The organism is Lichenicoccus sp., assembly GCF_965277665.1.
Taxonomy (GTDB): Bacteria; Pseudomonadota; Alphaproteobacteria; order Acetobacterales; family Acetobacteraceae; genus Lichenicoccus.
Map to the genome: position 1 here is coordinate 2,775,432 of NZ_OZ255835.1, position 24,719 is coordinate 2,800,150.

Consider the following 24,719-nt stretch of genomic DNA (forward strand, 5'->3'; position numbering starts at 1 on the left):
GGTTTCACGGCGACGAGGCGCTGGCGGACGGGCTCAGATAGGCGGCGAGCCCGAGGATCTCGTGGGTGTCGAGCCGCAGCGCCGGCGTGCGCATCTGCGCCAGGTTGTCGTTGTGCCGCGTGCCCGCGCGAAACGCCTGCAACTGCGCCGCGAGATAGGCCTCGGACTGGCCGAACAGCACCGGCGCGCCGGCGACGAAGCCGTCCGGGCCATGGCAGGACGCGCAGGGCGCGATGTCGCGCCGCGGATCGCCCTGGTACACCAGCTTCACGACCGGATCGAGGCGGCCGGCATCGGTGTCGGCAGTGGCGCGGGTCAGTACGGCCTGCCGCGGCTCGCGCGCGTAGTACGCCGCGATATCGGCGATCTGCGCGTCGGTCAGGCGCTGCGCGACGCCGTTCATCACCGGCGCCACCCGGCGGCCGCTGCGGTAATCCACCAGCTGCTTGTAGATCGTCCTGCGGCTGAAGCCATCCAGGTACGGCACGTTATCCATCGCGGCGCGGCCGGCGGCGCCGTGGCAGGCGGCGCAGCTTGCCGCGGCAAGCTGCTGCCCGCGACCGCCGTCGCCGCTTCGCACCAGGCTGTCCGTCGCGCGGGTCCAGGCCACCACGCTGCCGAGTTGCGAGACGGTGGTGAACGGCGCGGGCGGAGTGGATGCAGCATGACCCAGCCCGAGCGCGCCGCAGACCCGCGACCACAGGCTGCCCTGCGGCTGCGACGCCATCGGCAGGATGACGACACCCACCACCACGGCGAACACGGCGAGCAGCGCGATGCGCATGAACACCGTGTCCGGTCGCCTCGCCTCTCCCTCCTGGCCGAGTTTCATGCCTGGAGCAGCATCCGATCAACCGGGACCGCTTCGCGATGCCAGGTGTCGGATAAAGCTGCCTTATCGAACGACAAGCAGAGCATGCTCTAGCCGCCGCCATTGCCGGACAGGGTCGCGACATAGACGCTGCTGCCGGCGCGCAACGCGACCTCCGCCAGCGGATAGCCGTAGGCAAGCAGCATCAGGCACGCCACGACACGGTTCCAGACCGAGTAGCCGTTCAGCAGGCGCGGCAGTTCGTGCACCGGCTCCAGCGCCTGGGCGTAGCGAACGCCGCCGGCATAGGCGGCGCCATAGCCGAACGAGGAGCGCACCAGCACCCAGAGGAACAGGCCGGTGGAGACCACCAGCAGCAGGCCGCCGAGCAGGGACAGATAGAGCAGCGGCGCGAGTGCCGCGAGCATCGGCTCGTTATAGTCGAACAGCGCCATGCGGCGCGGAACGCCCACCAGCCCGGTCACGTGCCAGGGCAGCGTCAGGGTGAACATGCCGATGAACCACAGCCAGAGCTGCCGGCAGGCGAGCTTCGGTGTCGCCAGCACGCGGCCGGTGAGCACCGGCCAGAACTCGTAGGCGATGGCGAAATACATGATCACCGTGGTGCCGGCGAAGATCAGGTGGAAATGCGCCGGGATGAAGGCCGTGTTGTGCACCAGGGTGTTGAGCGCGTAGCTCATGTTGATGACGCCGCCGAGGCCGCCCAGCCCGAGCATCAGCAGCGAGAGCACGCCGGCGAGCAGCATCGGGCGATCCCAGGGCAGCGCGCGCACCCAGCCCAGCGATCCGCCGCTGCGGCCGGACCGCGCCGCCCGCACCCGTCCGCCGATCTCCAGCGACGCGATGATCGTGAAGATCGTGAGCAGCGTGGGAATGGTGACCGCGGCGGTGAAGATGGTCTGGATGTATTTGAAGGCGCTGGCGTGCTCCGGGTCCATCAGCAGGTGGTGCAGGCCGACCGGCAGGCCGAACACCATCAGGAAGATGAACGACCAGCGGCCCATGGTGTCGCTGTACAGCCGCCCTCCCGCCGCGCGCGGCAGCAGGGTGTAAAAGGCGACGTAGGCCGGCGCCAGCCAGAAATAGACGATGCCGTGCAGCGTCCAGGAGAACAGGGTGCGGGCCAGGCCGATATCGATGCTGTCGGTGAGACCCAGCGAGAGCGGCAGCAACTGGAACAGCACCTCGATGGTGGCACCCACCGAGGTCCAGGCCCAGATGATCGCGGCCCCGGTCATCGCGAACATCGCCAGCGGCACCGGTGCGCGCGCATGCGCCCGCTTCCAGTCGGCCATGCTCCAGACCATCTGGCCGACCCAGAGCCAGGAGCCGACGAACACCAGCACCAGCCCGAGATAGAAGGTCGCAGGCGCCACCAGCGGAGGATAGAACGTGTACAGCACCGAGGCATGGCCGCCGAGGATGGTGAGGGCGGTCATCGCGGCGCCGCCGAGCACCAAGCCGAACGCGGTCCAGGCCAGCGGGCGCAACGGGATGTCGCGTTCCAGCGCGGTGGCGATCACCGCATAGCCGAAGCCCATCGCGAACAGGGTGGTCAACACGTAGCCCTCGATCACGCCATGCGCGGTCAGCGAGAGATAGTAGTTGGCAGCGTTGGCGAACGGCGCCGGCACCGGGGAACGCGTCCACATCTGCCAGAAGCCGAGCGGGATGCCGGCCGCGAAGAACAGGAACGAGGCCCAGAAATAGGCCAGCACGAGGCGCGCGTCGGGGCGTGCGAGCCGGCCCTGCACCGTCGCCGCCGACGGCAGCGCCAGCGACCGCGCGGCAGCGGACGGCGCCGCTCCGGAGGTCGTGCGCTGCCGGGCGGCCGCCAGGGCAAGCTGCTGATCGTCGAACGCCCAGTTCAGCACGCCGAACACGCCGAGCACCATGGCAACCGCGACCACCAGGGACGCGGTCCGCACCGCGGCCTCGCCGCTGTCGGCCGACACGAACAGCGCCAGCAGGGCGATGACGGCGAGGATCAGGCCGAGCAGCCATTTCGCGCCGATATTCAAGGCCTGGTCCTCATGTCGCCCGGCCTGGCCGATCCGCGTCGCCGACCGAAGCGGTCAATGCGGCGCACAGGCGACAGGCGCATGGCCGGCGCGCGGCCAGTCGGACAGCCGCACCACATGCACGCTGCCCCACATGGCATGGTGGCCGACGCCGCAGAACTCGTGGCAGGGCATCGCATAGGTGCCGGGCGTGTCGAAGCGGGTGGCGATCTGCGAGACATAGCCCGGGACGATCATGGTATTGGCGTTCGAGCCCTGGATCAGCATGCCGTGGATGACGTCCGGCGTCGTGGTCCGGAAGGTCACCGTCCGGCCCGCCGGCACCATCAGGCAGGACGGCACGAAGGCGAACTGCTCGGCGACGAACCGCACGGTGGCGGAGCCGTCGCTGTTGAGCACTGTGCCGAGGTTCTCCTCGACGAACTCGCCCCGCACATGCAGGCTCGCCGGCACGATCGTCTCGACGTTCGATGGCGGGCTCAGCGCGAAGCGGAAGCTCGTGGCACTCACGAACAGGATGATGAAGCCGACGACGCCCAGCACCAGCAGGTTCCAGCGTCGCTCCGCTTGGTCCGCGTGCAGGAATGCGTCTTGCAGCTCCCGCCCCGCCGGCGCGGCCGCATCCTGCCCGGGGACGGTCTCAGGCAACCGCGCCTCGCGCCACGAACAGGAAGACATAGACCGCAAGCCAGGCCAGCAGCAGGGTCGACACCCCGAGGCCGCAGAGCAGCAGCGCGCCGCCGGGCACGCGCCGCAGGGCGGCTGCCAGCTCGGCCTCGCTCACGCTGTCGGCCGCTTCGTGCTCCGCCTCGTCTGCGCGGACCGCCTGCATGTGGTCTTCCCCGGGGTCTCGATCCGCATTCCAGCCCCGAGTTCCCGGTCCGGACACGACGCCAGAATCATTCGCGCGCCAGGCGTCCGGATGCCAGGGTCGGAAACTACTCAGGCGATGGAGCCGGGGGCGGTGCCGTCGCGGGGCGCCGGCGCGGCGGCCGATGCCGCGTTCGTGTCCCTAGTGTCCCGAACCAGAAGTTCGCAGGACTTCTGGTTCTCAGTGGACACTAGGCTTATCAACAAGATAGTGGCCTGCTTATCTCCAAAATTCGCGAGCGAATTTCGGAGGCAGGATACTGTCTGCAAAACTCCGGTGGACCCGACGAACCCGAGCGGCATCCGGACGTGAACACCGGTCATGGACGACACGCAGCATCGGATGTCGGGCGACAAGGACCCCTTCGAACGTGGCCGGCGTCCGACCCAGCAGCATGTCTTCGAGGCGGCCTTCCGCAAGACCCGCACACCGATGGTGCTGTCCGATCCCAAGCTTCCGGATTGCCCGATCGTGGAGGTCAATGCGGCGTTCGCCGAACTGACCGGCTATCCGACCGAGGCGGTGCTCGGACGCAACTGCCGGTTCCTGCAGGGCCCGGACACCGACCGGGAGAGTGTCGAGCGGGTTCGCCTGGCGGTGCAGGAACAGCGCCCGATCGCCGAGGAGATCTACAACTATCGCCGCGACGGCACCGGGTTCTGGAACGCGCTCTATATCAGTCCGATCTTCGCCGCCGACGGCAGCCTCGATTATTTCTTCGCCAGCCAGATCGACGTCAGCGAGCATCGCGAGGTGGTGCATCGCCAGTCGCAGCGCATCGAGAGCATCGGCGCGCTGGCATCCGGGGTGGCGCACGAATTCAACAACCTGATGACGGTGATCCTGGGCAGCGTCGAGCAGGCCACCGCGCGTGTGTCGGACGCGATCCAGCGCCGCCACCTGGAGCGCGCCGGCTGGGGGGCGCAGCGCGCCGGGCGGCTGGCGTCCGAGTTGCTGTCGCTGTCCCGCCGGCAGGCCGGCGATGATCGCGTGGTGGACCTCAACCGGGTGCTGCGCGACGTCGGCGACACGCTGGCGCAGATCGTCGTGCCCTCGGTGCAGCTGCACCTGGAGATCCTGCCCGACGCCCTGCCGGTGCGTCTGGACCCGGAACAGCTCGAACTCGTGCTGCTCAACCTGGTCCGCAACGCCGTCGATGCGCTGCCCGACGGTGGCCGCATCGGCATCTGCACGCGCCGGCTGGCGGCCACGGAGTCGACGCTGCTCTTCGGCGGTCGCGACGCCGTCGAGCTGTCGGTCGACGACGATGGCGAGGGCATGCTGCCGGAGGTCGCCGAGCGCGCGACCGAGTTGTTCTTCACCACCAAGGACACCGCGAAGGGCACCGGACTCGGGCTGTTCCTGGCGCTGGACTTCGTCGACAAGGTCGGCGGCCGGCTGCTGATCGACAGCCATCCGGGCACCGGCACCCGGGTCCGGCTGATCTTCCCGCACTGCCGGTCCGACCGGCGCCAGCCGCGCGGACTACTGCGCTCCAGCGGCTAGAGCAGCATCCGATCAATTGGAATCGCTTTGCGATCCCAAGTGACGGATAAAGCTGCTCTATGAAACGACAAGCGGAGCATGATCGATCGGATCATGCTCTAGGCCGGATCGCCGCGGCCGGGATTGCGGCACCGCATGGTCATGTCCGGGTCGTGACGGCGTGGCGCTTGAGATCGTCCAGGTCACAATTGCCAAGCGCGTGCATCTCGGTGGCGGCCAGCACCACCTGCGGCGCCACGCCGGCCAGGAACGCCTCCTGCCAGCGCGGCGCACACAGGCACCAGCGATCGCCCGGCTTGAGGCCCGGAAAGCCGAAGGCCGGCATCGGCGTGCCGAGGTCGTTGCCGCGCGACCGGCTGAAGGCGAGGAATTCCGCCGTCATCACGGCGCAGACCGTATGGCTGCCGAGGTCGGCGGCAGAGGTGGCGCAGCATCCATCGCGATAAAAGCCGGTGAGCGGGTCCATCGAGCACGACTCCAGCGTTCCGCCGAGAACGTTGCGCGACCCCGGGCGCGAATCGGGCCGGTCGCCTCCGCTGCTGTCCAACGGCATGTGGCTCTCCCTGATGATACGATCATGACGTAGCGCGGCGGTCCCGGTTGCGACTCGGGCACCTGGCGTCGGGAGGAGATTGGATGCGGGTCCTGCACACATCGGACTGGCAGATCGGCCGCGCGTTCGGGTTCGCGGACGATGCGACGCGCGCGGTGCTGCACGACGAGCGGCTGGAGGTCATCGGCCGGCTGGGCCGGCTCGCGCAGGAGCACGCGGCGGCGGCGGTGCTGGTGGCGGGCGATGTCTATGACGTGGCCGACCCGTCCGACCACACGCTGCGGCAGCCGATCGAGCGCATGCGGCAGTTCCCCGCGCTGGAGTGGCACCTGATCCCGGGCAACCACGATCCGCATACGCCGAACGGCCTGTGGGACCGGCTGCGCCGCGGCAGCCTGCCCGCCAATGTACGGCTGCACCTCGCACCCGAGGCGCTCGCCATCGGCGACGCCTCCGCTGCCGGAGCGGCCTGGATCGTGCCGGCCGTGCTCACCCGCCGGCATGCGCTCGGCGATCCGACCGCGTGCCTCGACGCCATCGCAACACCCGAGGGCGCCATCCGGCTCGGCCTCGCGCACGGCTCGCTGCGCCGCTTCGGCAACGACGACAGCACCACCCACAACCTGATCGCCTTCGACCGCGCCGATCGCGCCGGTCTTGCCTATCTGGCGCTGGGCGACTGGCACGGTGCCCAGGGCATCGGCAGCCGGAGCTGGTATTCCGGCACGCCGGAGACCGACGCCTTCGATACCGGGGGCGCCAGCCCGGGCTTCAGTGGGGGTGGTGGGGGTGGCGAGGCGCTGCTGGTGCAGGTGGACGGGCCGCGCGCGTTGCCGGAGGTCACCCGCCACCGGGTCGGCCGCTTCCACTGGCGGCAGGAGACCGCGACGCTGAACGCGATCGCCGACATCGACCTGCTCGACACCAGGCTGCGCGGCCTGCAGCCCGACCTCAGCACGCTGCTGGTCAGCCTGCGCGTCGAGGGTGCGTTGTCGCTGTCGGCGCGCGAGGCCTACGAGCGGCGCATACGCGGCGATGCGGCCAGCGCGCTGCGGGCCCTGCGGCTCGATGATGCGGGGTTGCGGCCGGAGCCGTCGCCCGCCGACCTGGAGGCGATCGACCATGCCGGCTTCGTGCGCGTCGCCGCCGACCGGCTCGCGCGCCAGGCCGCGGACCTGGCGAACCCGCAGCGCGGGCTCGCGGCGGCGGCGCTGCAGCGTCTCTACGTGCTGCATATGCGTCGCGCCGACCCGAATACCGGGACCGGCGCACCGGGCGCCGGGGCATGAGGCTGCGTTCGCTCGAACTCTCCGACTTTCGAAAATTCGACCGGCCGGTGCGCCTCGCCGGCCTCGCCGACGGCATGAACGTGCTGTCGGCGCCGAACGAGTTCGGCAAGTCCACCCTGCTGGATGCGATCCGTGGCGTGCTGTTCGAGCGGCACAGCTCGCATGCGCAGGCGGTGCGCCGGATGCAGCACTGGCGCGATCGCACCTCGCCGGTGGTGGCGCTCGGCTTCGAGTTGGCCGGCGGCCTGCACCGCATCGAGAAGCGCTTCCTGCATCGCGAGCCGTATGCCCGCCTGACGTTGCCGGATGGCACCCGGCACGAGGGCGATGCGGCCGAGGAGGCGCTGCAGGCGCTGCTCGGCTTCCGGCCGCCCGGCAAGCAGGGCGCACGCGCGGAGGATGCCGGCATGTGGGGCGCGCTCTGGGTGGCGCAGCGCGCCTCCGTCGAGCAGCCGGTCCTGCATGAGCTGGCGCGCACCACGATCCATGCCTGCCTGGAGAGCGAACTCGGCGCGCTCACCGGCGGCGCGCGCGGCCAGGCGCTGCTCTCGGATGTGCGGGCAGAGCTCGGCCGGCTGCTCGACGGCAACGACAGGCCGCGCCTGCGCTACAAGGAGGTGGCCGGGCTGCTGACCGAGGCCGAGGACAACCACCGCGCGCTCGGCGAGCGCCGCCGCCGGCTGGACGAGGATCTCGAGGCGCTGCAGCAGCACCTGCGCGACCTCGCCGCCGCCAGCAATGCCGACGAGGCGGCGCGCCTGGAGGCGGACCTGGCGCAGGCGCGGCTCAGGCGCGACGAGGTGCTGCGCCATGACGACCTGCTGCGGCAGGCGGCGGCCGGTCTGCAACTGGCCGAGGGGCGCCACGAGGCGGCACGCGCCGAGGCCGGGCGCCGGCAGGACCGGGCACGCCAGCAGGCGCTGGCGGTGGCGGTCGCGGCGGGGTCCGAGGCCGAGGCCGCCGAGGCGCAGGAGCGGCTGGCGGAGGCCGATGCCGGACTGGCGGCGGCAGCGGGGTTGCTCGACCTCGCGGCACGCAACGAAGCCGAGGCGGCCGGGCGGCTGCGGGTCGCGCGCGCCGTGGCGGAGCTGGCGCAGCGCGCCTCGGCTATGACGGTGCTCGAAGAGCGGCTGCGACTGGCGGAGCGGGCGCAGGCGACGGTCAACGCGCTTGTCGGCGAGGCGGCGGCGATGCGGGTCGATGCGGCGTCGGTGCAGGCGGTGCACGCGGCGGTGCGCGAGGAGCAGCGGGCGCGTGCGGTGCTCGATGCGCAGGCGACACTGGTCGAGCTCGATCTCGAGGCGGGCGCCCCTGCCGTGCTGATCGACGGCACGCCGCCACCGCCTGGCAGCTCGTCGCGGCGCCTGACGGAGCCGACCGAGATCGTGGTGCCCGGCATCGGCCGCCTGCGTATCACACCGGCGATCCGCGACCGTCACAGCCTGCAGTCGGGGATCTCCCATGCCCTGGAGGCCTTGCGGCAGGCGCTTGCCGCCATCGGCGCAAGCGATCCGGAGGATGCCGAGCGACGGCTGCAGCGTCGGCAGGCCTGCGAGCAGCGCCTGGCGCAGGCGCGTGCGGAGCTGAGCCTGCACACGCCGGCCGACCGCACGCACGGGCTGCCGGCCGGGATCGAGGCGCTGCGCAACCATCTGCAGGCCTCGCGCAGCCGCTTCGCCGCCGAACTCGACGACCTTGCGTTGCCGGCCGTGCCGTCCGCGAGCGAGGCCGAGGCCCGGCTGCGGGACGCCATCGCAGCGGAGGCACAGGCCGCAAGCGCCACGCTTGGTGCGCGCGCGGCGTTCGTCGCACCGCAGGCGCTGCGCACGCAGTGCTTCGAGGCTGCGGCCGGACTCGGGGCCGCGCTGGCGACCGCGCGCGGCGATGTCGCGCGGCTGCAGCGCGAAACCGGCGAGGCGGCCGCGCAGGAAACCGACGCGGCACTCGAACTGCGGCTCGGCGCGGCCTTGCAGAGCCTGCAGGCGCAGCGCGACGACGCGGCGCGGGCCGGGCGGGAGCGGCCGGCCGACACGCTGGACGGCGTGGATGCGCGCATCCGGCGCTACGAGGAGGCGATCGTGCAGCAGCGCGACCGGGTGCGGCGCCTGCAGCAGGACATCGCGGTGGTGCAGAGCCGCATCCAGCAGCAGGAGGGTGCAGGCATCGACGAGCAGATCGCCGCCGCCGCCACCCGTTGCGACGACCTGCGGCGCGAGTACGAGGCGCTACGGTCCGAGGCGGAGATGCTGACGCTGCTGCGCGACACCCTGCTCGCCAGCGAGCGCGAGGCCAAGGAGCGCTACATGGCACCGGTGGCGGCACGCATCACGCCGTACCTGCGCGGCCTGTTCCCGGGCGTGAGCCTCACCTGCGACGAGAACTTCCGCGTCACCGGACTGCACCGGGGCGGCAGTGCCGCCGACGAGTTCGACCGGCTGTCAGACGGCACCCAGGAGCAGATCGCGGTGCTGTCGCGCCTGGCGTTCGCCGACATGCTGCTCGATCGCGGCAGACCGGCGATGGTGATCCTCGACGACGCCCTGGCCTATTCGGACCGCGACCGCATGGAGCGGATGTTCGACCTGCTGACCCAGGCGGCGTCGCGCATGCAGATCCTGGTGCTGACCTGCCGTGGCGAGCTGTTCACCCGGCTGGGCGGCCATCGCGTCGAGCTGGTGGCAAGCGAGCTGGCGCCGTCCCACCCCTGAGAGACCGTCTGAGAATGCGCTACGGCGAGTCAGAGGCGCGATAAGCGCCGCCCGGGGCGGCCTGTCGAGAACCGGAGCGGAGCGGCCTCCCGGCCGTGAGCAACGGAAGCGCAGACATCCGCCTCGGATGACCGCCGTAGTAGCATTCTCAGATGGTCTCGTCGCGCCCGCGTAGCTTGCGCCCAAGGGAAAGCTCGGTGACCACGCCGTGCAGGGTGCGCAGTTCCTGCTGCGTGACCTCGCCGCGCTCGAACAGGTGGCGCAGGTTGCGTACCATGCCGGGACGCTTCTGCTCGTTGCGCAGGAAGCCGCATGCGTCGAGTTCCGCGCTCAGGTGGCGGATGAAGTTCTCCAGCTCGGCCTTGTTGGCGATCCGGCTCTCGTTGGTCATCAACGTGCGCTGTGGCGTCCCCTCGTCGGCCATCCACCACTCGTACGCCATGATCATCACCGCCTGCGCCAGGTTGAGCGACATGAAGCCGGGATTGAGCGGGTAGCGGATCAGCGCGTCGGCGCGCGCCATGTCGTCATTGTCGAGGCCGGCGCGCTCGGGTCCGAACAGGATGCCGCAGGCGAGGCCGCGCGCGGTGATCGCCCGCAACTCGGCCGCCCCGCCGCGCGCGGTCAGCACCGATTTGACGATGTGGCGCGGCCGCGGGCAGGTCGCGAACACATGGTGCAGGTCGGCCACCGCCTCGTCGACGCTGGCATGCACCGAGGCCGCATCGAGCAGGCGGTCGGCGCCGGAGGCCGAGCGCCAGGCGCGCTCCTGCGGCCAGCCGTCGCGCGGCGCCACCAGCCGCAGGTGGAACAGCCCGCCATTGGCCATCGCGCGCGCCACCGCGCCGATATTCTCGGCAAGCTGCGGCCGCACCAGCACCACCACCGGACTGTTGCCGATGGGGCCAAGCTCGGCACCGCCGTCGCGACCGGTCACGCGCGGCGCCAGGTGGTGCCGGAGGCATTGTCCTCCAGCACGATGCCCTGGCCGGCCAGCTCGCCGCGTATCGCGTCCGCGCGCGCGAAGTCGCGGCCCGTGCGGGCGGCGATGCGCTCGGCGATCAGCGCCTCGATCGCCGCGTCGGCGTCCTGGCTGCCGCCCTGCCGGAACCAGGCCTGCGGCGCCGCACCGAGCAGGCCGATCAGGCCCCCCGCGGCGCGCAGCCCGGCCGCCGCCCCGGCATCGCCGGCCAGCGCCGCGTCAGCCAGCCGGTGCAGCAGCGCAATCGCCAGCGGCGTGTTGAGATCGTCGCACAGCGCGTCGAGGAACGCCTCCGGCACCGCGTCCGGAGCCGCCACCGCTCCGTCATGGCGCTCCAGGGCACGATAGAAGCGATCCAGCGTCCGCCGCGCCTCGACCAGCCCCGAACGCGTGAAATTCAGCACCGAGCGGTAGTGCGTGCCGAGCAGCAGCAGGCGCAGCGCCTCGGCGGGTGCCTCGGCCAGGATCTCGCGGACGGTGTAGAAATTGCCCAGGCTCTTGGACATCTTCTCGCCATCGACCAGCAGCATGGCGTTGTGCAGCCAGATCCTGGCGAACTGGCCGCCCGGATAGCCGCACAGGCTCTGCGCGCGCTCGTTCTCGTGGTGCGGAAACAGCAGGTCGGTGCCCCCGCCATGGATGTCGAAGCTGCCGCCGAGATACTCGTGCGCCATCGCCGAGCACTCGATGTGCCAGCCGGGTCGCCCGCGGCCCCACGGGCTGTCCCAGCCCGGCAACTCCGGCGTCGAGGGCTTCCAGAGCACGAAGTCGCCGGCCTCGCGCTTGTACGGCGCGACCTCGACCCTGGCTCCGGCGAGCAGTTCCTCCGGATCGCGGCCCGACAGGCGCCCGTAGTCGGCAAAGCTCGCCACCGAGAACAGGACGTGGCCGTCGGCCTCGTAGGCGTGCCCCGAGACGATCAGGCGCTCGATCAGCGCGACCATCTGGCGGACATGCTCGGTTGCGCGCGGCTCATGATCGGGCGGCAGGTTGCCGATGGCGGCGAGGTCGGCGTGGAAATCCGCCGTGGTCCGCACCGTCAGCGCCTCGATCGGGATGCCGCATTCCCGGGCGCGAGCGTTGATCTTGTCGTCCACGTCGGTGATGTTGCGGACATAGGTCACCCGCGGATACAGCCGGCGCAGCAGCCGCACCAGGATGTCGGCGGCGACCATGGCGCGCAGGTTGCCGACATGCGCCAGGTCATACACCGTCGGGCCGCAGTAATAGATCCGGACATGCGCGGGATCGAGCGGTACGAACGGCACCTCGCCGCGGGTCAGGCTGTCATGCAGCACAAGGCGGGGAGGCACGAGCTGTGGCATGCGCGCTTTCTGCGTCACGGCGAACCTCCGTGCAACAGGGGTGCGCAACTGGCCATGTGGCGGTTCCCTTGTATCCTGGCCGGATGCACGTTGCGATCACGACCCTGCTGCTGCTGCTGGCCACCACGCTGAGCAGCCTGCTCTCCCGTGCCTCGGGCATGAAGCTGCCGCTGCCGCTGCTGCAGATCGCCTTCGGCGTGCTGATCGCGCTCTCTGGTCACGGACTTCAGCTTGAACCAGACGTGTTCATGCTGCTGTTCATCCCGCCGCTGCTGTTCGCGGATGCCTACGTGATCCCGCTGCGCGAGCTGCGCCGGCTCAAGGGCATCGTGCTCGCTTTGGCCATCGGACTGGTGCTGTTCAGCACGCTGGCCTGCGGCTGGTTCATCCACTGGCTGCAGCCCGGGGTGCCGCTGGCGGCCGGCTTCGCGCTCGCGGCGGTGCTGTCGCCGACCGATGCGGTGGCGGTCGGTTCGTTGCTCGAAGGCGGCGGCGCGCCACGCCGCATGATGCACATCCTGTCCGGCGAGGCACTGCTGAACGACGCGACCGGACTGGTCTGCTTTCGGTTCGCCGTCGCCGCCGCGATGGCAGGCGGCTTCTCGGCGCCCCGGGCCGGGCTCGCCTTTCTGGCGATGTCGGCCGGCGGCATCGCGGCGGGCGCGGCGCTCGCCTGGATCGCGCTGCGCGGCACCGCCTGGCTGATGCGCCGCAACCTCGACGACCCGCCGGCCCATGTCACGCTCATCGTGCTGCTGCCGTTCGCGGCCTACCTCGCCGCCGAGCGCCTGCATGCCTCCGGCATCCTCGCCGCCGTCGCCGCCGGGCTGATGGTGAACCGCTTCGGCACGGCGAGCCTGAACAGCCGGCTGCGCATGAGCCATGGCGAGGTGTGGCCGATGATCGGCTTCGTGTTCAACGGCATCATCTTCCTGCTGCTCGGCGTGCAGCTTCCGGGCATCGTCGAGCATGCGGTGGCACTCAGCCGCCAGCTTGCGCTGCCGCTCTGGCGGCTGCCGGCGACCATCGTGCTGATCACCGTGGCGCTGACCCTGCTGCGCCTGCTCTGGATACGGTCGATGCTCGTGGTGCGGCTCGCGCGGCAGCACCTGCGCGGCGAAGTTGCCCCCGTCCCGCAGTTCCGGCTCAGCGTCGCCCTGGCGGTGGCCGGGGTTCGCGGCGCGATCACCCTGGCGGCGGTACTGTCGCTGCCGGTTCCCTCGGGCGGGACGCCCGGCTCTCCGATCGACGTCGGCGCGGCACCCGGATTCCCCTATCGCGACCTGCTGGTGACGGAAGCCGCCGGCGTGATCATCTGCTCGCTGCTGCTGGCCGCCCTGCTGCTGCCGCTGCTACTTCGCCATGCGCGTGCCCCGGCGGCCGATCCGCTGCCGCGCGAGATCGAGGACGCGCGCGTGACCCTGGCGCAGGCGGCGATCGCAGCCGTCGAGCAGTATCGCGATCGCGCGCCGGCCGACGACGAGGAGGCGGCCGGCATCGCGGACGCGATCCTGGGCGAGCAGCACGAACGGCTGGCCCGGCTGGAGCAGGCACCGGAGCGCGATGGCGGTCTGGACCGCGACAGCGTGCTGCGTCGCCATCGCCGGTCGTCGGCGCTGCGGCTGCGCGCGCTGCGCAGCCGGCGGGACGCCCTGCAGGGGCTCTGGCACAGCCAGGCGATCAACAACGAGGCGCTGCACGAGATCCAGCGCGAGCTCGACCATGAGGAAGCCATGCTGCTCGACGAGGCGCGCCTGGTCGCCCGGGCGTGACCGCGCCGCCACCGACGATCGCGGCGCATGCGGGGGCGCTGCTGCGCCTGGCGCTGCCGATCGCCATCTCGCAGCTCTCGCAAATGGCGATGGCGTTGACCGACAGCATCCTGCTGGGCGGTCTCGGCGCGGGCGCGCTGGCCGCCGGCGGACTGGGTGCCGGTCTGTTCTTCACCTGCATGGTGGTGCTGCAGGGGGTGCAGATGGCGGCCAGCGTGCGCCTCGCGCAGGCATCGGGTTCGGGGAGCGGCGGCGCCGGAAGCATCGTCGCCTCGGGGCTGCTGCTGGCGCTGCTGATGAGCCTGCCATCGGTGCTGCTGCTGGGCCAGGTCGGCTGGCTGATGCACCGCCTCGGCGAGCCGCCGGCGATGGCGCACGACGTCGGCGCCTATCTCGGCGTGCTGCGCTGGGGCGCGCCGGGCGCGCTGGCCGGGCTGGGGCTGCTGCGCGCGGTGCTGCCGGCCCTCGGCGCCGCCGGGCTGCTGCTCCGTACGATGCCGGCGATGGCGGTCGTGAACGGCCTGCTGAATTACGGCCTGATCCACGGGTTCTCATGGCAGGGCGTCCGCCTGCTGCCCCGGCTGGGCTTCATCGGCTCGGCGCTGGCCACCACGCTGACGCTCTACGCGGCGAGCGCCCTGCTGGTCCTGCTGCTGCTGCTGCGTCGGCACCTGCGCGCATCGCTGCAGCCGTTCCGGCCGCTTCTCGCCGAGTGCCGCCTGCTGCTCCGCCTGGGTGCCCCGGTATCGCTCACCATCGCCGCCGAGGTGCTGCTGTTCCTGGTGGCCGGACTGATGGCCGGCCTGCTCGGGCCGGCGGCGCTGGCGGCGCACCAGATTGCGCAGAACGTGGCCTCCACGACCTTCATGGTGCCGCTGGCGCTGTCGCAGGCGGCGAACGTGCGCGTTGGCTACTGGACCGGTGCCGGCCGGCCGCACGAGGCACGACGCAGCGGCCTGACCGCGATCGGGCTCGCCGTCCTGGTCATGGGAGTGTTCAGCCTGCTGCTGCTGACCCTGCCGCACGTGATCGCCCGCGCCTATCTGGATCCAGGCCGCCCGGCCAATGCCCAGGCGCTGCGCATCGCCGTCACGCTGCTTGGTATCGTCGCGGTGTTCCAGATCGCCGACGGGGTGCAGGCGGTGGCCCTCGGCGCCTTGCGCGGCCTGGGCGACACCGCGGTGCCGATGCTGATCGCGTCGGCCTGCTACTGGCTGATCGGCTATCCGCTCTGCAGGCTCGCAGCCTTCCGCTACGGGCTTGGCGTGCCGGGACTCTGGGGCGGCCTGGGCTGCGCGCTCGCGTGCGTCGCCGTGATCGCCAGCCTGCGTTTCATGCGCCGCACCCGGGCCGGTGCGCCGGGGGTGGAGCGTACCGCCTGATGGATGCCCCGGCAGCCCGGCGGGACAACCCGATCCCGCTCAACCTGCGCCTGTTGCCGTTCATCGTGGCGGCGACGTTCTTCATGGAATATCTCGACACCACGATCATCGCGACCGCGCTGCCGAGCATGGCGCGTGATTTCCGGGTCGGCCCGAACGAGCTCAGCCTCGGTCTCACCGCCTACATGCTGACGCTCGCGGTGTTCATTCCGGTCAGCGGCTGGATCGCCGACCGCCTCGGCTCGCGCACCGTGTTCGGCGCCGCGGTCGTGGTGTTCACGCTCGCCTCGGTGCTGTGCGGCTCGGCGCCCGGGCTGTACTGGTTCACCGCGGCGCGTGTCATCCAGGGCATCGGCGGTGCGATGATGGTGCCGGTGGGCCGCATGATCGTGGTTCGCAATACTCCGCGCGCGCGCATGATGCAGGCGATCTCGACCATCACCTGGCCCGGCGTGGTGGCGCCGGTGGTCGGTCCCTCGGTCGGCGGCTTCATCACCACCTACGCCTCCTGGCACTGGGTGTTCTTCCTCAACGTGCCGTTCGGGATCGCAGCACTCGCCGCCGCGATCGCGTTCGTACCGCAACAGCGCGCCGAGGGCCGTCGCCCGCTCGACCTGCCGGGCTTCCTGCTCAGCGGTGCGGCACTCAGCCTGCTGCTGTACGGCACCGAGGCGGCCAGCCATCGCGACCAGTCTCTCGGGCCGGCGCTGCTGCTGGTCCTGGCCGGCCTCGGCCTCGGCGCGCTCACCGTGCGGCACATGCGGCGGGTGCCGCATCCGCTGCTGGCGCTCGACGCGCTGGCGGTGCCGACCTTCTCGGCGACGATACGCTGGGGCTCGATGACGCGCGCAGCACTGGAGGCCGTGCCGTACCTGTCGCCGCTGCTGTTCCAGATCGGCTTTGGTTTGTCGCCGTTCCGCTCCGGGCTGCTGCTACTGGCGACGGCGACCGGCAATCTCGGCATGAAGCTGTTCACGACCCCGGTGCTGCGGCGGTTCGGCTTCCGCACCACGCTGCTGGTCAACGGGGCGTTCGCGGCATTCGCCATCATGGCGCTCGGCGCGCTGACGGCAGATACCAAGCTGCCGATCATGCTGGGGCTGCTGTTCGCCTACGGGATCGGGCGCTCGATGCAGTTCACCACCATCAACACGCTGGCGTTTGCCGATGTGAGCGACAGCCAGAAGGGTCCGGCCTCGACGCTGCAAAGCGCCATCACCCAGATGATGATCGGCATGGGCATCGCCTTCGGGGCGCTGTGCCTGCGCGGCGCCGCCTGGTTTCGCCACGAGCCGGGTGGCGCGTTCACCACCGCCGACTTCCACTGGGCCTTCGCGGCCGCTGGACTGCTGATGCTGACGTCGCTGGCAGGCTACGCACGCCTGCCGGCCGATGCCGGCGGCGGGATCGGCGGCGCCGTCAGAAGCCGTCCCACCTAATCAAATTAGAGGCTGCTTGATTAGAGGCTGTTTGAAAACGCCTGATGCTGGATGAGAGCGGCCCCCACTCCTAAGCATTGGAGGGCCGCGGCCGGCGTGGCTTTCCGAGCACCGCAGCGCAGCGGCCTCCTGGCCGTGAGCAGCGGAGCGCAGGAAAGGCGCGTCGGATCGCCAGCAGCAGGCGTTTTCAAGCAGCCTCTCGCCGGCGCAGGTGCGGGCGCGTCAACTCCCACACGCGCAGCCCCTGCAGGGCTAGCGACGCCATGCTCGGCAGCAGTTTCGGCTGCATGAGCTGCGGGTCGAAGGCGCCCATGCGGCGCGAGTTCTCGTTGACGCAGTCCGCGACGAAGCGCTGGAACGAGAAGCCGTCGAGGAACATGTTGGCCTGGGTGACGGCGAAATCGCGCCCGTCATTCGGCTCCTGGCCGCGCTGCACCATGCCGAACAGGCGCTTGCCGGCACGGGCATAGAAGCGCGCCGATTTCAGCGCCCGGCGCGGGCCGCCGAGGCCGCGCCGCTTCTCGCGCCACGCCATGTAGTTGATGAAGAACACGATGTGCCGCGTCTCCTCGTACATCAGCGTGTCGAAGATCTCGAACATGCCCTCCGGCAGGAACGACGACTCGCGCGCGGTCTTGAAGGCGCCGAAGCCGAGGAAGGCGTCGAGGCACTCGCCGAAGCCGAAATCGATGAAGGCAGTTTCCAGGTCGGCGGGAAACTGCTCCATCTCCTGCGCGTGTGCATCGATGCCGTAGCGGTCGATCATCACCTTGATCAGCCTGGCGTGCCGCGCCTCCTCGACGCCCTGGATGCGCACCGCCTCGCGCACGATCGGGTCGGTGACCTGCGGCGTGAAGGCATCGACGATGGCGCCGGCCCGCCGCTCGGTATGATACACCTCCTGCCAGAACGGCACCCCGCGCAGCCGCGCCAGCTCCACGTCGGTCAGCTCCGGCCACGGCAGCGTCTCCGGGTCGAAGGTCTGGTGGGTGTCGATGAAATCCTGGCAGAACAGCGTCTTGTGCGCCTCGGACCCGGCCTGCAGCGTCATCGTACGTCCCCTAGCCTATCGGACGGCGACCATGCGCCGGGTGCCGGGAAGTTCCAAGCCCTGCCAGCGCGGACGAACCGCAAATCCCGCACAACCGGTGTCCGTTAAGTAATTCCCATCCGACCGTTAATCATCAAGTGCGGGTCTTAATAGTTCCGCGTGGTCTGTTTAGGGAGCCTTTAATCCTTCCCGTCTAACCTGAACGAATGCAGAACATCGCCGTCGTTCCGGCTCTATCCGCGGCTCGCCGGGCTGCGGCCCTCTTCATGGCGATCGCAGCCTTCGTGTTGCTCACGTCTTCTGGTCGGCTTGCCGCGCACGCCAACGACCTTGGCGCCGGCAACGTCCTTGGACAGGGCGCATTCATCAGCCGTGCGACCGGTGTCAGGATCATCCTGCGCGGCAATGACTTTGCCACGATCGTGCAGGACGCGCATCAGACCCTCCAGCCTGGTGTCTTCTCGCTTCCGGCCGTCGCCCTCGCCTTCACCAACATGCACAACTCCGGCTACAACTTTGTCAGGATCACGCTGGACTGTACCGACCTGATGACGAGCAAGGGCGTCACCGGCGCTGGTTTCTCGGCCGGCTTCCTGGGAAATCTCGTGACGCTGCTGGCCACGGCGCGGCAACACGGGCTCTACGTCGTGCTGACGATGTCGGACCTGCCGCTGAACTATCGCGCGCTGGTTGTCAATGACCCGCGGGTCGGCAGCGGCAATGCCGACGTCATGAACCCATCCAGCGTCTCCGCAAGGGCAAGCTTCTGGGTCAACCTCCTGGCCGCGATCAAGCCGCATGAAGCGGCCTACTCCGCCATCATCGGGCTCGATATCAGGAACGAGGCGACGCTCAGCGTCTCCGCCGCCGCCGCCGCCTCGGCGCCATTTTCGGCCAGTACCGGCGCGTATGCTTTCAACGGCAGATCCTATTCGCTTGCGATGTCGACCACCAGGCAGGCCTTGGCCGACGACGAGACCAAGGGCTTCCTGGATGTCATTGCGCGAGCGATCAAGATCTACGACAGTCAGATGCTGGTCGGACTGAGCATCTACACGCCAAGCGCTTCAGGACGACCGGCGTTCAACGGCCTGGCCAAGGATAATGCCAATGCTGGCTATCCTCTTGCCCCGTTGGCGATCCTGCAGTCGAACGCCGACTTCCTCGACCTGCACACCTATCCCTCCGGCAGCAGCTACAGCATCGATACCGATTTTGCGAGCGCACAGCTTTCCAGTGCGGTCGCCTACGCCAAGCCACTCTACATTGGCGAGTACGGCGCCTTGAAACTGCTTTATCCGACCACGGCCCTGGCACGGTCCGTACTGGTCGCGCAGATCGCCGGTGCCTGTCGCTACGGCTTCAGCGGCTTTGCGCTCTATACCTGGGACGGGGTCGCCACCGGGGTGTGGAACGCGGTCGAGAGCAACGGCTCGATCAATGCCGCTGTCTCGCCCGCGGGCCTGCCGGTGCCCTGCGCCGATATCCCGAACTCGAACTTCATCGCCACGATCAACGGCGTCGGCGCCATCTACGCCTCGAATGGCAGCCATTTCTGCTGGTACGACACGTGGGCGCTGTACCTACGCTTCAACCACAACAATCCGAACGTTTCCTACATGAAGACATACAACAGGATACCCCTCACGATGATCTACGACGGCGTCTGCGGCGGCTGACGCAGCGACCTGCCGGTGGACGGATCAGTCGCGCTTCTCGAGGATGCTCCGGGTGAGGGCCACCGACGGAATGGTCAACGGCATCAGGATCGGCGGCGTCCGGCGCAGGCTCCACCAGCCCAGCGCCAGCAACGCCGCGATCAGCGGGATGGTCGCGACCGTGATGGTTCCGTCCGGATAGTCGAATGCCATCAGCACCAGCACGGCGGCGAGGAAGCCGAGCGACAGCCAGGCGGTGAACGGCGCCCCCGGCATCCGAAACGCGGGTGGCTTCACCTCGCCACGATGCACCGCGCGCCGGAACATGATCTGGCACACCAGGATGAAGCCCCAGGTGCTGATGATGCCGAGTGCGGAGATGTTGAGCACGATCTCGAACACCTGTGAGGGCACGACATAGTTCAGCCCGACGCCGATCAGGTAGATCGACACCGTCATCAGGATGCCGCCCGCGGGCACCGAGTGCCGGTTCATGTAGCCGAGGAAGCGCGGCGCGGAATCGCCCAGGGCCAGGGCACGCAGCACGCGGCCGGTGGAGTACAGGCCGGAATTCAGGCTCGACAACGCCGCCGTCAGCACCACGATGTTCATGATGGTGCCGACGCCGGGCACGCCGAGCGTCTGGAAGAAGGTGACGAACGGGCTGACCCCGGCATGATAGGCGGTCCAGGGCAGCAGCAGCGTCAGCAGCACCACGGCGCCGACATAGAACAGCGCGATGCGCCAGATCACGCTGTTGATCGCGCGCGGCAGCACGCTCTCGTAGTCCTTGCACTCGCCGGCCGCGGTGCCGACCAGCTCGATGCCGGAATAGGCGAACACCACGCCCTGCACCAGCACCAGCGCCGGCAGGATGCCGTGCGGGAAGAAGCCGCCATGATCGCTGATCAGGTGCAGGCCGGTGGCATGGCCGCCGACCGGGACACGCACGCCGAGGATGACCGCGCCCACGACCAGGAACAGCGAGAGGGCCACCACCTTGATCAGCGAGAACCAGAATTCCATTTCGCCGAAATACTTGACCCCGATCATGTTCATGCTGGTGACGATGAACAGTGCGCCGAGCGCGAACACCCATTGCGGGACGTCGGCGAACGTTCCCCAATAGTGCATGTAGAGCGCCACCGCGGTGATATCGACGATGCCGGTCATCGCCCAGTTCAGGAACGACATCCAGCCGGCCACGAACGACGCCCGCTCGCCGAGGAACTCGCGCGCATACGACACGAAACTGCCGCAGGTCGGCCGGTGCATGACCAGCTCGCCGAGGGCGCGCAGGATCAGGAACGAGAAGCCGCCGCAGACCAGATAGACGATCGCCAGCGACGGGCCGGCCATCTGCAGCCGCGACCCGGCGCCGAGGAACAGGCCGGTGCCGATGGCGCCCCCGACGGCGATCATCTGGACCTGCCGGTTGCCGAGGCCCTTGTGGTAGCCGTCGTCCTGTGCCGCCACTTCCTCCGGATCGGTGCCCAAGGCTACAGATTTATCCATGACAGGATCTTTCCGAGGCAGTCCCAGGCGCCGTGCATGGGACGTGCCATCGCCGGGCTTCAGGAGTTGCGGGTGAGCTTTGCCGCCTGCGTCGCCCGGCGCCGGATTTCCGCGACATCGGGTCCATGCGCATCCGCGGCCGGCGAGGGCACCAGCCAGGAGCCGCCGACGCAGGCCACGAACGGCAGCGCCAGCCATTCCGGCGCCGACGCCACGTCCACGCCGCCGGTCGGGCAGAAGCGCACGCGGCCGAAGGGTGCTGCCAGCGCGCGGAGCGCCTTGATGCCGCCGGACGCCACCGCCGGGAAGAACTTGAACCGGTCGAGGCCGAGATCCAGCCCGCGCATGATGTCGCCGCTATTGGCGATCCCGGGCAAGAACGGCACGCCGCTCGCGATCGCCGCCCGTCCGAGCCCTTCGGTCAGGCCGGGACTGACGATGAAGCGCGCGCCCGCCGCGAGGCTGGCTTCGAGGTCGCCCTGGTTCAGCACGGTGCCGGCGCCGACCACAGCGCCCTCCACCCTGGACATCTCACGGATGATCTCGAGGGCGGCCTCGGTGCGCAGCGTGACCTCGAGCACGCGCAGGCCGCCTGCCACCAGGGCCTCGGCGATCGACCGCGCATGTGCGGCATCATGCACCACCAGCACCGGAATGACCGGCGACAACGCCAAGATGCGGTCGATCTCGGACACGGCACCCGGGGTGATTGTGCCGCCGCCAGCTCGCGAGTTCTGCATGCCAGTGCTCCGGGTGATGTTGCCGTCATGCCGCCTTTGCGACGCAGACCTAGGGGAAGCGTATCAGATTGCCCGATATGGGGTCACCCGCCCGGCGCAGGAGTGATCGGTCCGGGCCGCTCAGCTTGCCGCCATCCTGAGCCGGCCGGCGACGCGCTCGCGGCCCATCAGCGGCAGCAGGTCGCGCAGTTCGGGTCCCTGCTCCTCGCCGGTCAGGGCCAGCCGCAGCGGCAGGAACAGCGGCTTGCCGCGGCGCCCGGATTGCGCGCGCAGGGCGCTGGTCCAGGCGTGCCAAGTGTCCTGGTCCCACGGCGCCTCGGGCAGCAGGTCGAGCGCCTGGGTGAGGTAGGCGCCGTCGCCCTCCAGCGGCGGCGGCACGATGCTGCCGGCCACCACCTCCCACCAGTGCCGCGCCTCGTTCAGCATGTCGACATTGCCGCGCACCACCGACCAGAACTCCGGCGTGGCGCCGGGTGGCAGCCGCGCCGAGACCGCCTCGAACGGCAGTCCGTGCATGGTCCGGCGGTTCAGCGCCAGCAACTGGCGCGTGTCGAAGCGCGCCGCCGAGTGCGAGATGTGCCCGAGATCGTAGCTCGCGGCGAGCTCGTCCAGGCCGAGCGGATGCGGGTCCTCGGAACTGCCGAGGCGCGCGAGATAGGCGACGAGTGCCGCCGCTTCGATGCCGTCCTGGCGCAGCGCCCGCAGCGACAGGCCGTCGAAGCGCTTGGACAGCTTGCCGCCCGCCTCGTCGAGCAGCAGCGGCAGGTGCCCGAACCGGAACCGGTGCGGCGACGCGCCGAGCGCCCCCCCTTGAAGCGCCTGGGCAATATCGATCTGCACGCCGGTATTGGTGATGTGGTCCTCGCCGCGCACGATATGGGTGATGCCGGTCTCGAGATCGTCCACCACCGAGGCGAAGCTGTACAGGATGGTACCATCGGCGCGGATCAGCACCGGATCGGAGATCGCCGGCAGCTTGACCTGGGTGCGACCGAGCACGAGGTCGTCCCACAGCACGGTGCCGTCGGTGAGGCGGAAGCGCCAGTACGGCCGCTTGCCGTTGGCCTCCGCCGCGGCGCGCTGCTCCGCGGTCAGCCGGAGCATGGCGCGGTCATAGACCGGCGGCCGGTGCTGGCGGATGCGCTGCTCGCGCTTGGCACGCAGCTCCTCCTCGCTTTCGAAGCACGGATACAGCCGGCCGGACGCACGCAGCCGGTCGGCTGCCGCCGCGTAGGCGTCGAGCCGCTCGGACTGGCGGAAGCTCTCCTGCCACGCAAGCCCGAGCCAGTTCAGGTCGTGCCGGATCGCCTCGACATGCTCCTCCTTCGAGCGCGTGCTGTCGGTGTCATCGATGCGAAGCTGGAAGATGCCGCCATGCCGGCGCGCGAACAACGCGTTGGCGACCGCCTGCCGGGCGTTGCCGACATGCAGCAGGCCGGTCGGGCTCGGCGCGAAGCGAAGCTTCACGCGCGGCCCCCAGGCCCGTCGCCCCCAGGCCCGTCGCCCCCGGGCTCGTCGCCAGCAGGCTCGTCGTCCTCGAGCTCGTCGGGACCCTCGACCTCCTCGAGACGCGGATCCAGCGCGCGCCAGTCGCGCTCGATCTCGCTGGCAGGATGCGCTGCGAAATCATCGAGCTCGTTGGCCGAACGCCAGCCCTGGTCGCCGGCCCCTATCTCAGGAGCAAGGGCCACTTCCGCATCCTCGCCGAAGGCGAACCATGCGGCCAGGACCTCGCGGCTCGCGGTGCCCGGCACCCGGCACCGCTCGACACTGTCGCGCACATAGGCGCGCGCGAACGCGTTTGCATGCATCATCGTGGGAAAGCCCTTGATCTCCTCGACGATGTTGTCTTCCGATGCTCCCGAAAGATCGAGGATGCGCACGACGAAACCGCCCTCTGGGGCGAACAGGTCGCTCATGCTCCGGCCTTTCCCCCGTGCCCGCTGCGTTCGGCGCGGCGCAGCAGGAATTCGCGGCCGACCTTGACGCTCTGGACGTCACCATACGAAACGATGTCGGCGGTGGCGTAGGTTTCCGACCAGCTGTCCGGAATGAACGAACCGGTGCCGACCACGTCGATGGGTGCCGCCGCATCCGACATCACCTGGCACTTGTCCACCCCGAAGCCGGACGACGCGACGATGCGCACCCGGTCGAACCCGGCCGCATCCAGCGTCTCGCGCATGCGCCAGATCGCCGCCGCCGACACGCCGGTGCCGACCAGGTAGCGCAGCTCGGTCTCCGATCGGTAGCGCCGGATGGTGCCCGGCGTGTGCCGCTCCAGCACCGCGTAGCTTTCCTGCGGATCGAGCCCTTCGAGAAACCGGCCGCCATGCGTGTCGAGCCGCACCGCGATGCGGCCGGCCGCGGCCATTTGGGGAAAATGCCGGCAGACCTCGAGCGTGTCGGTGACCTCGCGGCCGAAATAATCCGACAGCACGGTGAGGTCGGCGTCCGGAAAGGTCTCGTGGAACATCTCGCACGCACGCAGCGTGCTGCCGGCATAGCCGATCAGGGCGTGCGGCATGGTGCCGTAGCCGGCTGGGGCGCCGTAATAGCCGGCGGTGGCGTCGGTCGCGTTGCCGATGAAGCCGAGGGCACCTTCCTTCTGTGCAGCAACGCTGCCGACGGACGCGGCATAGTCCATCATGTCCTGCATCTCGAAGCCGGCGCAGTGCCGCGCCTGCATGGCGAGGAAGCGGGCCTTCGGCAGGCCGAGGCACATCCGGTAGGCGTTGTGGGCGGCGACGCAGGCCGGCCCGAGCTTCTGCAGCAGCAGCGTCTCCAGGTCGACCAGATGCAGGAAGCTGCCGGTGATGGTGAGCAGCGGCTCGCCGGCGCCGACCCACGCGCCCTCCTCGAACATCGTCTCGCAGGCAACCTCGATGCCGCGCGCCGCCGCGACCCGCGCCAGCCAGTCGGTCAGCAGGCGCGGCGCTGACAGCACCGGGCGTCGCAGGAACAGCGCGTAGGTGACCGGGACGTCGCCGAAACGGGCAAGGATGGCACGGGTGCGATTGAAGTAGGCATCGGTGCGCGCCGTGATGGTCGCGTCGTCGACTGGTCCCATCTCAG

The 24,719-nt window shown here is 69.8% G+C and carries 20 protein-coding genes; 7 read left to right on the forward strand and 13 right to left on the reverse strand.

What is annotated here, in order from left to right:
- Positions 1–4: 4 nt before the first annotated feature.
- From ACQY4O_RS12880 to ACQY4O_RS12895, 4 genes are all read right to left on the reverse strand, one after another.
- On the reverse strand, positions 5–832 hold the full coding sequence (locus tag ACQY4O_RS12880; RefSeq protein ID WP_428376762.1) for a c-type cytochrome: 828 nt from the start codon (positions 830–832) through the stop codon (positions 5–7).
- Between the two features lie 89 nt (positions 833–921).
- Positions 922–2,853 carry a cbb3-type cytochrome c oxidase subunit I gene (locus ACQY4O_RS12885; RefSeq protein WP_428376763.1) on the reverse strand — a complete coding sequence of 644 codons (1,932 nt, stop codon included), beginning with the start codon at positions 2,851–2,853 and terminating at the stop codon, positions 922–924.
- A gap of 54 nt (positions 2,854–2,907) precedes the next feature.
- On the reverse strand, positions 2,908–3,501 hold the full coding sequence (locus ACQY4O_RS12890; protein WP_428376764.1) for a hypothetical protein: 594 nt from the start codon (positions 3,499–3,501) through the stop codon (positions 2,908–2,910).
- The gene (locus ACQY4O_RS12895; protein WP_428376765.1) at positions 3,494–3,685 is read right to left on the reverse strand and encodes a hypothetical protein; all 192 of its coding nucleotides are present in this window, start codon (positions 3,683–3,685) and stop codon (positions 3,494–3,496) included. The genes ACQY4O_RS12890 and ACQY4O_RS12895 overlap by 8 nt, the downstream gene beginning before the upstream one ends.
- Before the next feature lie 360 nt (positions 3,686–4,045).
- On the opposite strand from ACQY4O_RS12895, the gene ACQY4O_RS12900 reads away from it, so the two are divergent.
- Entirely contained in the window at positions 4,046–5,230 is a 1,185-nt protein-coding gene (locus tag ACQY4O_RS12900; protein ID WP_428376766.1) for a PAS domain-containing protein, read from the forward strand.
- Between the two features lie 139 nt (positions 5,231–5,369).
- Here ACQY4O_RS12900 and ACQY4O_RS12905 read toward each other — a convergent pair whose 3' ends face one another.
- Positions 5,370–5,885, reverse strand: coding sequence for a DUF2237 family protein (locus tag ACQY4O_RS12905; protein WP_428376767.1), 516 nt, complete (start codon positions 5,883–5,885; stop codon positions 5,370–5,372).
- On the opposite strand from ACQY4O_RS12905, the gene ACQY4O_RS12910 reads away from it, so the two are divergent.
- On the forward strand, positions 5,867–7,072 hold the full coding sequence (locus tag ACQY4O_RS12910; RefSeq protein ID WP_428376768.1) for a metallophosphoesterase family protein: 1,206 nt from the start codon (positions 5,867–5,869) through the stop codon (positions 7,070–7,072). The genes ACQY4O_RS12905 and ACQY4O_RS12910 overlap by 19 nt on opposite strands.
- Positions 7,069–9,780 (forward strand): AAA family ATPase, encoded by a 2,712-nt coding sequence (locus ACQY4O_RS12915; RefSeq protein ID WP_428376769.1) that lies wholly within the window; start codon positions 7,069–7,071, stop codon positions 9,778–9,780. The genes ACQY4O_RS12910 and ACQY4O_RS12915 overlap by 4 nt, the downstream gene beginning before the upstream one ends.
- A 148-nt stretch (positions 9,781–9,928) precedes the next feature.
- On the opposite strand, the gene ACQY4O_RS12920 is transcribed toward ACQY4O_RS12915, so the two are convergent.
- Together ACQY4O_RS12920 and cysS are read right to left on the reverse strand one after the other, a co-directional pair.
- The gene (locus tag ACQY4O_RS12920; RefSeq protein ID WP_428376770.1) at positions 9,929–10,717 is read right to left on the reverse strand and encodes an RNA methyltransferase; all 789 of its coding nucleotides are present in this window, start codon (positions 10,715–10,717) and stop codon (positions 9,929–9,931) included.
- A complete protein-coding gene (cysS, locus tag ACQY4O_RS12925; protein WP_428378191.1) occupies positions 10,714–12,087 on the reverse strand; it encodes a cysteine--tRNA ligase in 1,374 nt (457 codons plus the stop codon). The genes ACQY4O_RS12920 and cysS overlap by 4 nt, the downstream gene beginning before the upstream one ends.
- 83 nt (positions 12,088–12,170) lie before the next feature.
- On the opposite strand from cysS, the gene ACQY4O_RS12930 reads away from it, so the two are divergent.
- Genes ACQY4O_RS12930 through ACQY4O_RS12940 form a run of 3 tightly spaced genes read left to right on the forward strand, consistent with a single transcriptional unit; the run spans position 12,171 to position 16,680 of the window.
- Positions 12,171–13,859: a Na+/H+ antiporter gene (locus ACQY4O_RS12930; protein WP_428376771.1), complete on the forward strand. Its 1,689-nt coding sequence runs from the start codon at positions 12,171–12,173 to the stop codon at positions 13,857–13,859.
- The gene (locus tag ACQY4O_RS12935) at positions 13,856–15,241 is read left to right on the forward strand and encodes an MATE family efflux transporter (protein WP_428376772.1); all 1,386 of its coding nucleotides are present in this window, start codon (positions 13,856–13,858) and stop codon (positions 15,239–15,241) included. The genes ACQY4O_RS12930 and ACQY4O_RS12935 overlap by 4 nt, the downstream gene beginning before the upstream one ends.
- Positions 15,241–16,680: an MFS transporter gene (locus ACQY4O_RS12940; protein ID WP_428376773.1), complete on the forward strand. Its 1,440-nt coding sequence runs from the start codon at positions 15,241–15,243 to the stop codon at positions 16,678–16,680. The genes ACQY4O_RS12935 and ACQY4O_RS12940 overlap by 1 nt, the downstream gene beginning before the upstream one ends.
- 187 nt (positions 16,681–16,867) lie before the next feature.
- Here ACQY4O_RS12940 and ACQY4O_RS12945 read toward each other — a convergent pair whose 3' ends face one another.
- Positions 16,868–17,731: a hypothetical protein gene (locus ACQY4O_RS12945; protein WP_428376774.1), complete on the reverse strand. Its 864-nt coding sequence runs from the start codon at positions 17,729–17,731 to the stop codon at positions 16,868–16,870.
- A 266-nt stretch (positions 17,732–17,997) separates the two neighbouring features.
- Between ACQY4O_RS12945 and ACQY4O_RS12950 the strand changes: the two genes are divergently transcribed.
- Entirely contained in the window at positions 17,998–19,410 is a 1,413-nt protein-coding gene (locus ACQY4O_RS12950) for a hypothetical protein (RefSeq protein ID WP_428376775.1), read from the forward strand.
- Positions 19,411–19,434: 24 nt separating this feature from the next.
- Here ACQY4O_RS12950 and ACQY4O_RS12955 read toward each other — a convergent pair whose 3' ends face one another.
- The 5 genes from ACQY4O_RS12955 to ACQY4O_RS12975 all read right to left on the reverse strand — a co-directional run bounded on the left by ACQY4O_RS12955 (position 19,435) and on the right by ACQY4O_RS12975 (position 24,714).
- On the reverse strand, positions 19,435–20,904 hold the full coding sequence (locus tag ACQY4O_RS12955) for an amino acid permease (protein WP_428376776.1): 1,470 nt from the start codon (positions 20,902–20,904) through the stop codon (positions 19,435–19,437).
- A gap of 59 nt (positions 20,905–20,963) precedes the next feature.
- Positions 20,964–21,644: a bifunctional 4-hydroxy-2-oxoglutarate aldolase/2-dehydro-3-deoxy-phosphogluconate aldolase gene (gene eda, locus ACQY4O_RS12960; RefSeq protein WP_428376777.1), complete on the reverse strand. Its 681-nt coding sequence runs from the start codon at positions 21,642–21,644 to the stop codon at positions 20,964–20,966.
- Positions 21,645–21,764: 120 nt separating this feature from the next.
- Positions 21,765–23,111, reverse strand: coding sequence for a glutamate--tRNA ligase (gltX, locus tag ACQY4O_RS12965; RefSeq protein ID WP_428376778.1), 1,347 nt, complete (start codon positions 23,109–23,111; stop codon positions 21,765–21,767).
- The gene (locus tag ACQY4O_RS12970; RefSeq protein ID WP_428376779.1) at positions 23,108–23,563 is read right to left on the reverse strand and encodes a hypothetical protein; all 456 of its coding nucleotides are present in this window, start codon (positions 23,561–23,563) and stop codon (positions 23,108–23,110) included. Before ACQY4O_RS12970 ends, gltX begins: the two co-directional genes overlap by 4 nt.
- Entirely contained in the window at positions 23,560–24,714 is a 1,155-nt protein-coding gene (locus ACQY4O_RS12975; protein WP_428376780.1) for a nicotinate phosphoribosyltransferase, read from the reverse strand. Before ACQY4O_RS12975 ends, ACQY4O_RS12970 begins: the two co-directional genes overlap by 4 nt.
- Positions 24,715–24,719 lie beyond the last annotated feature (5 nt).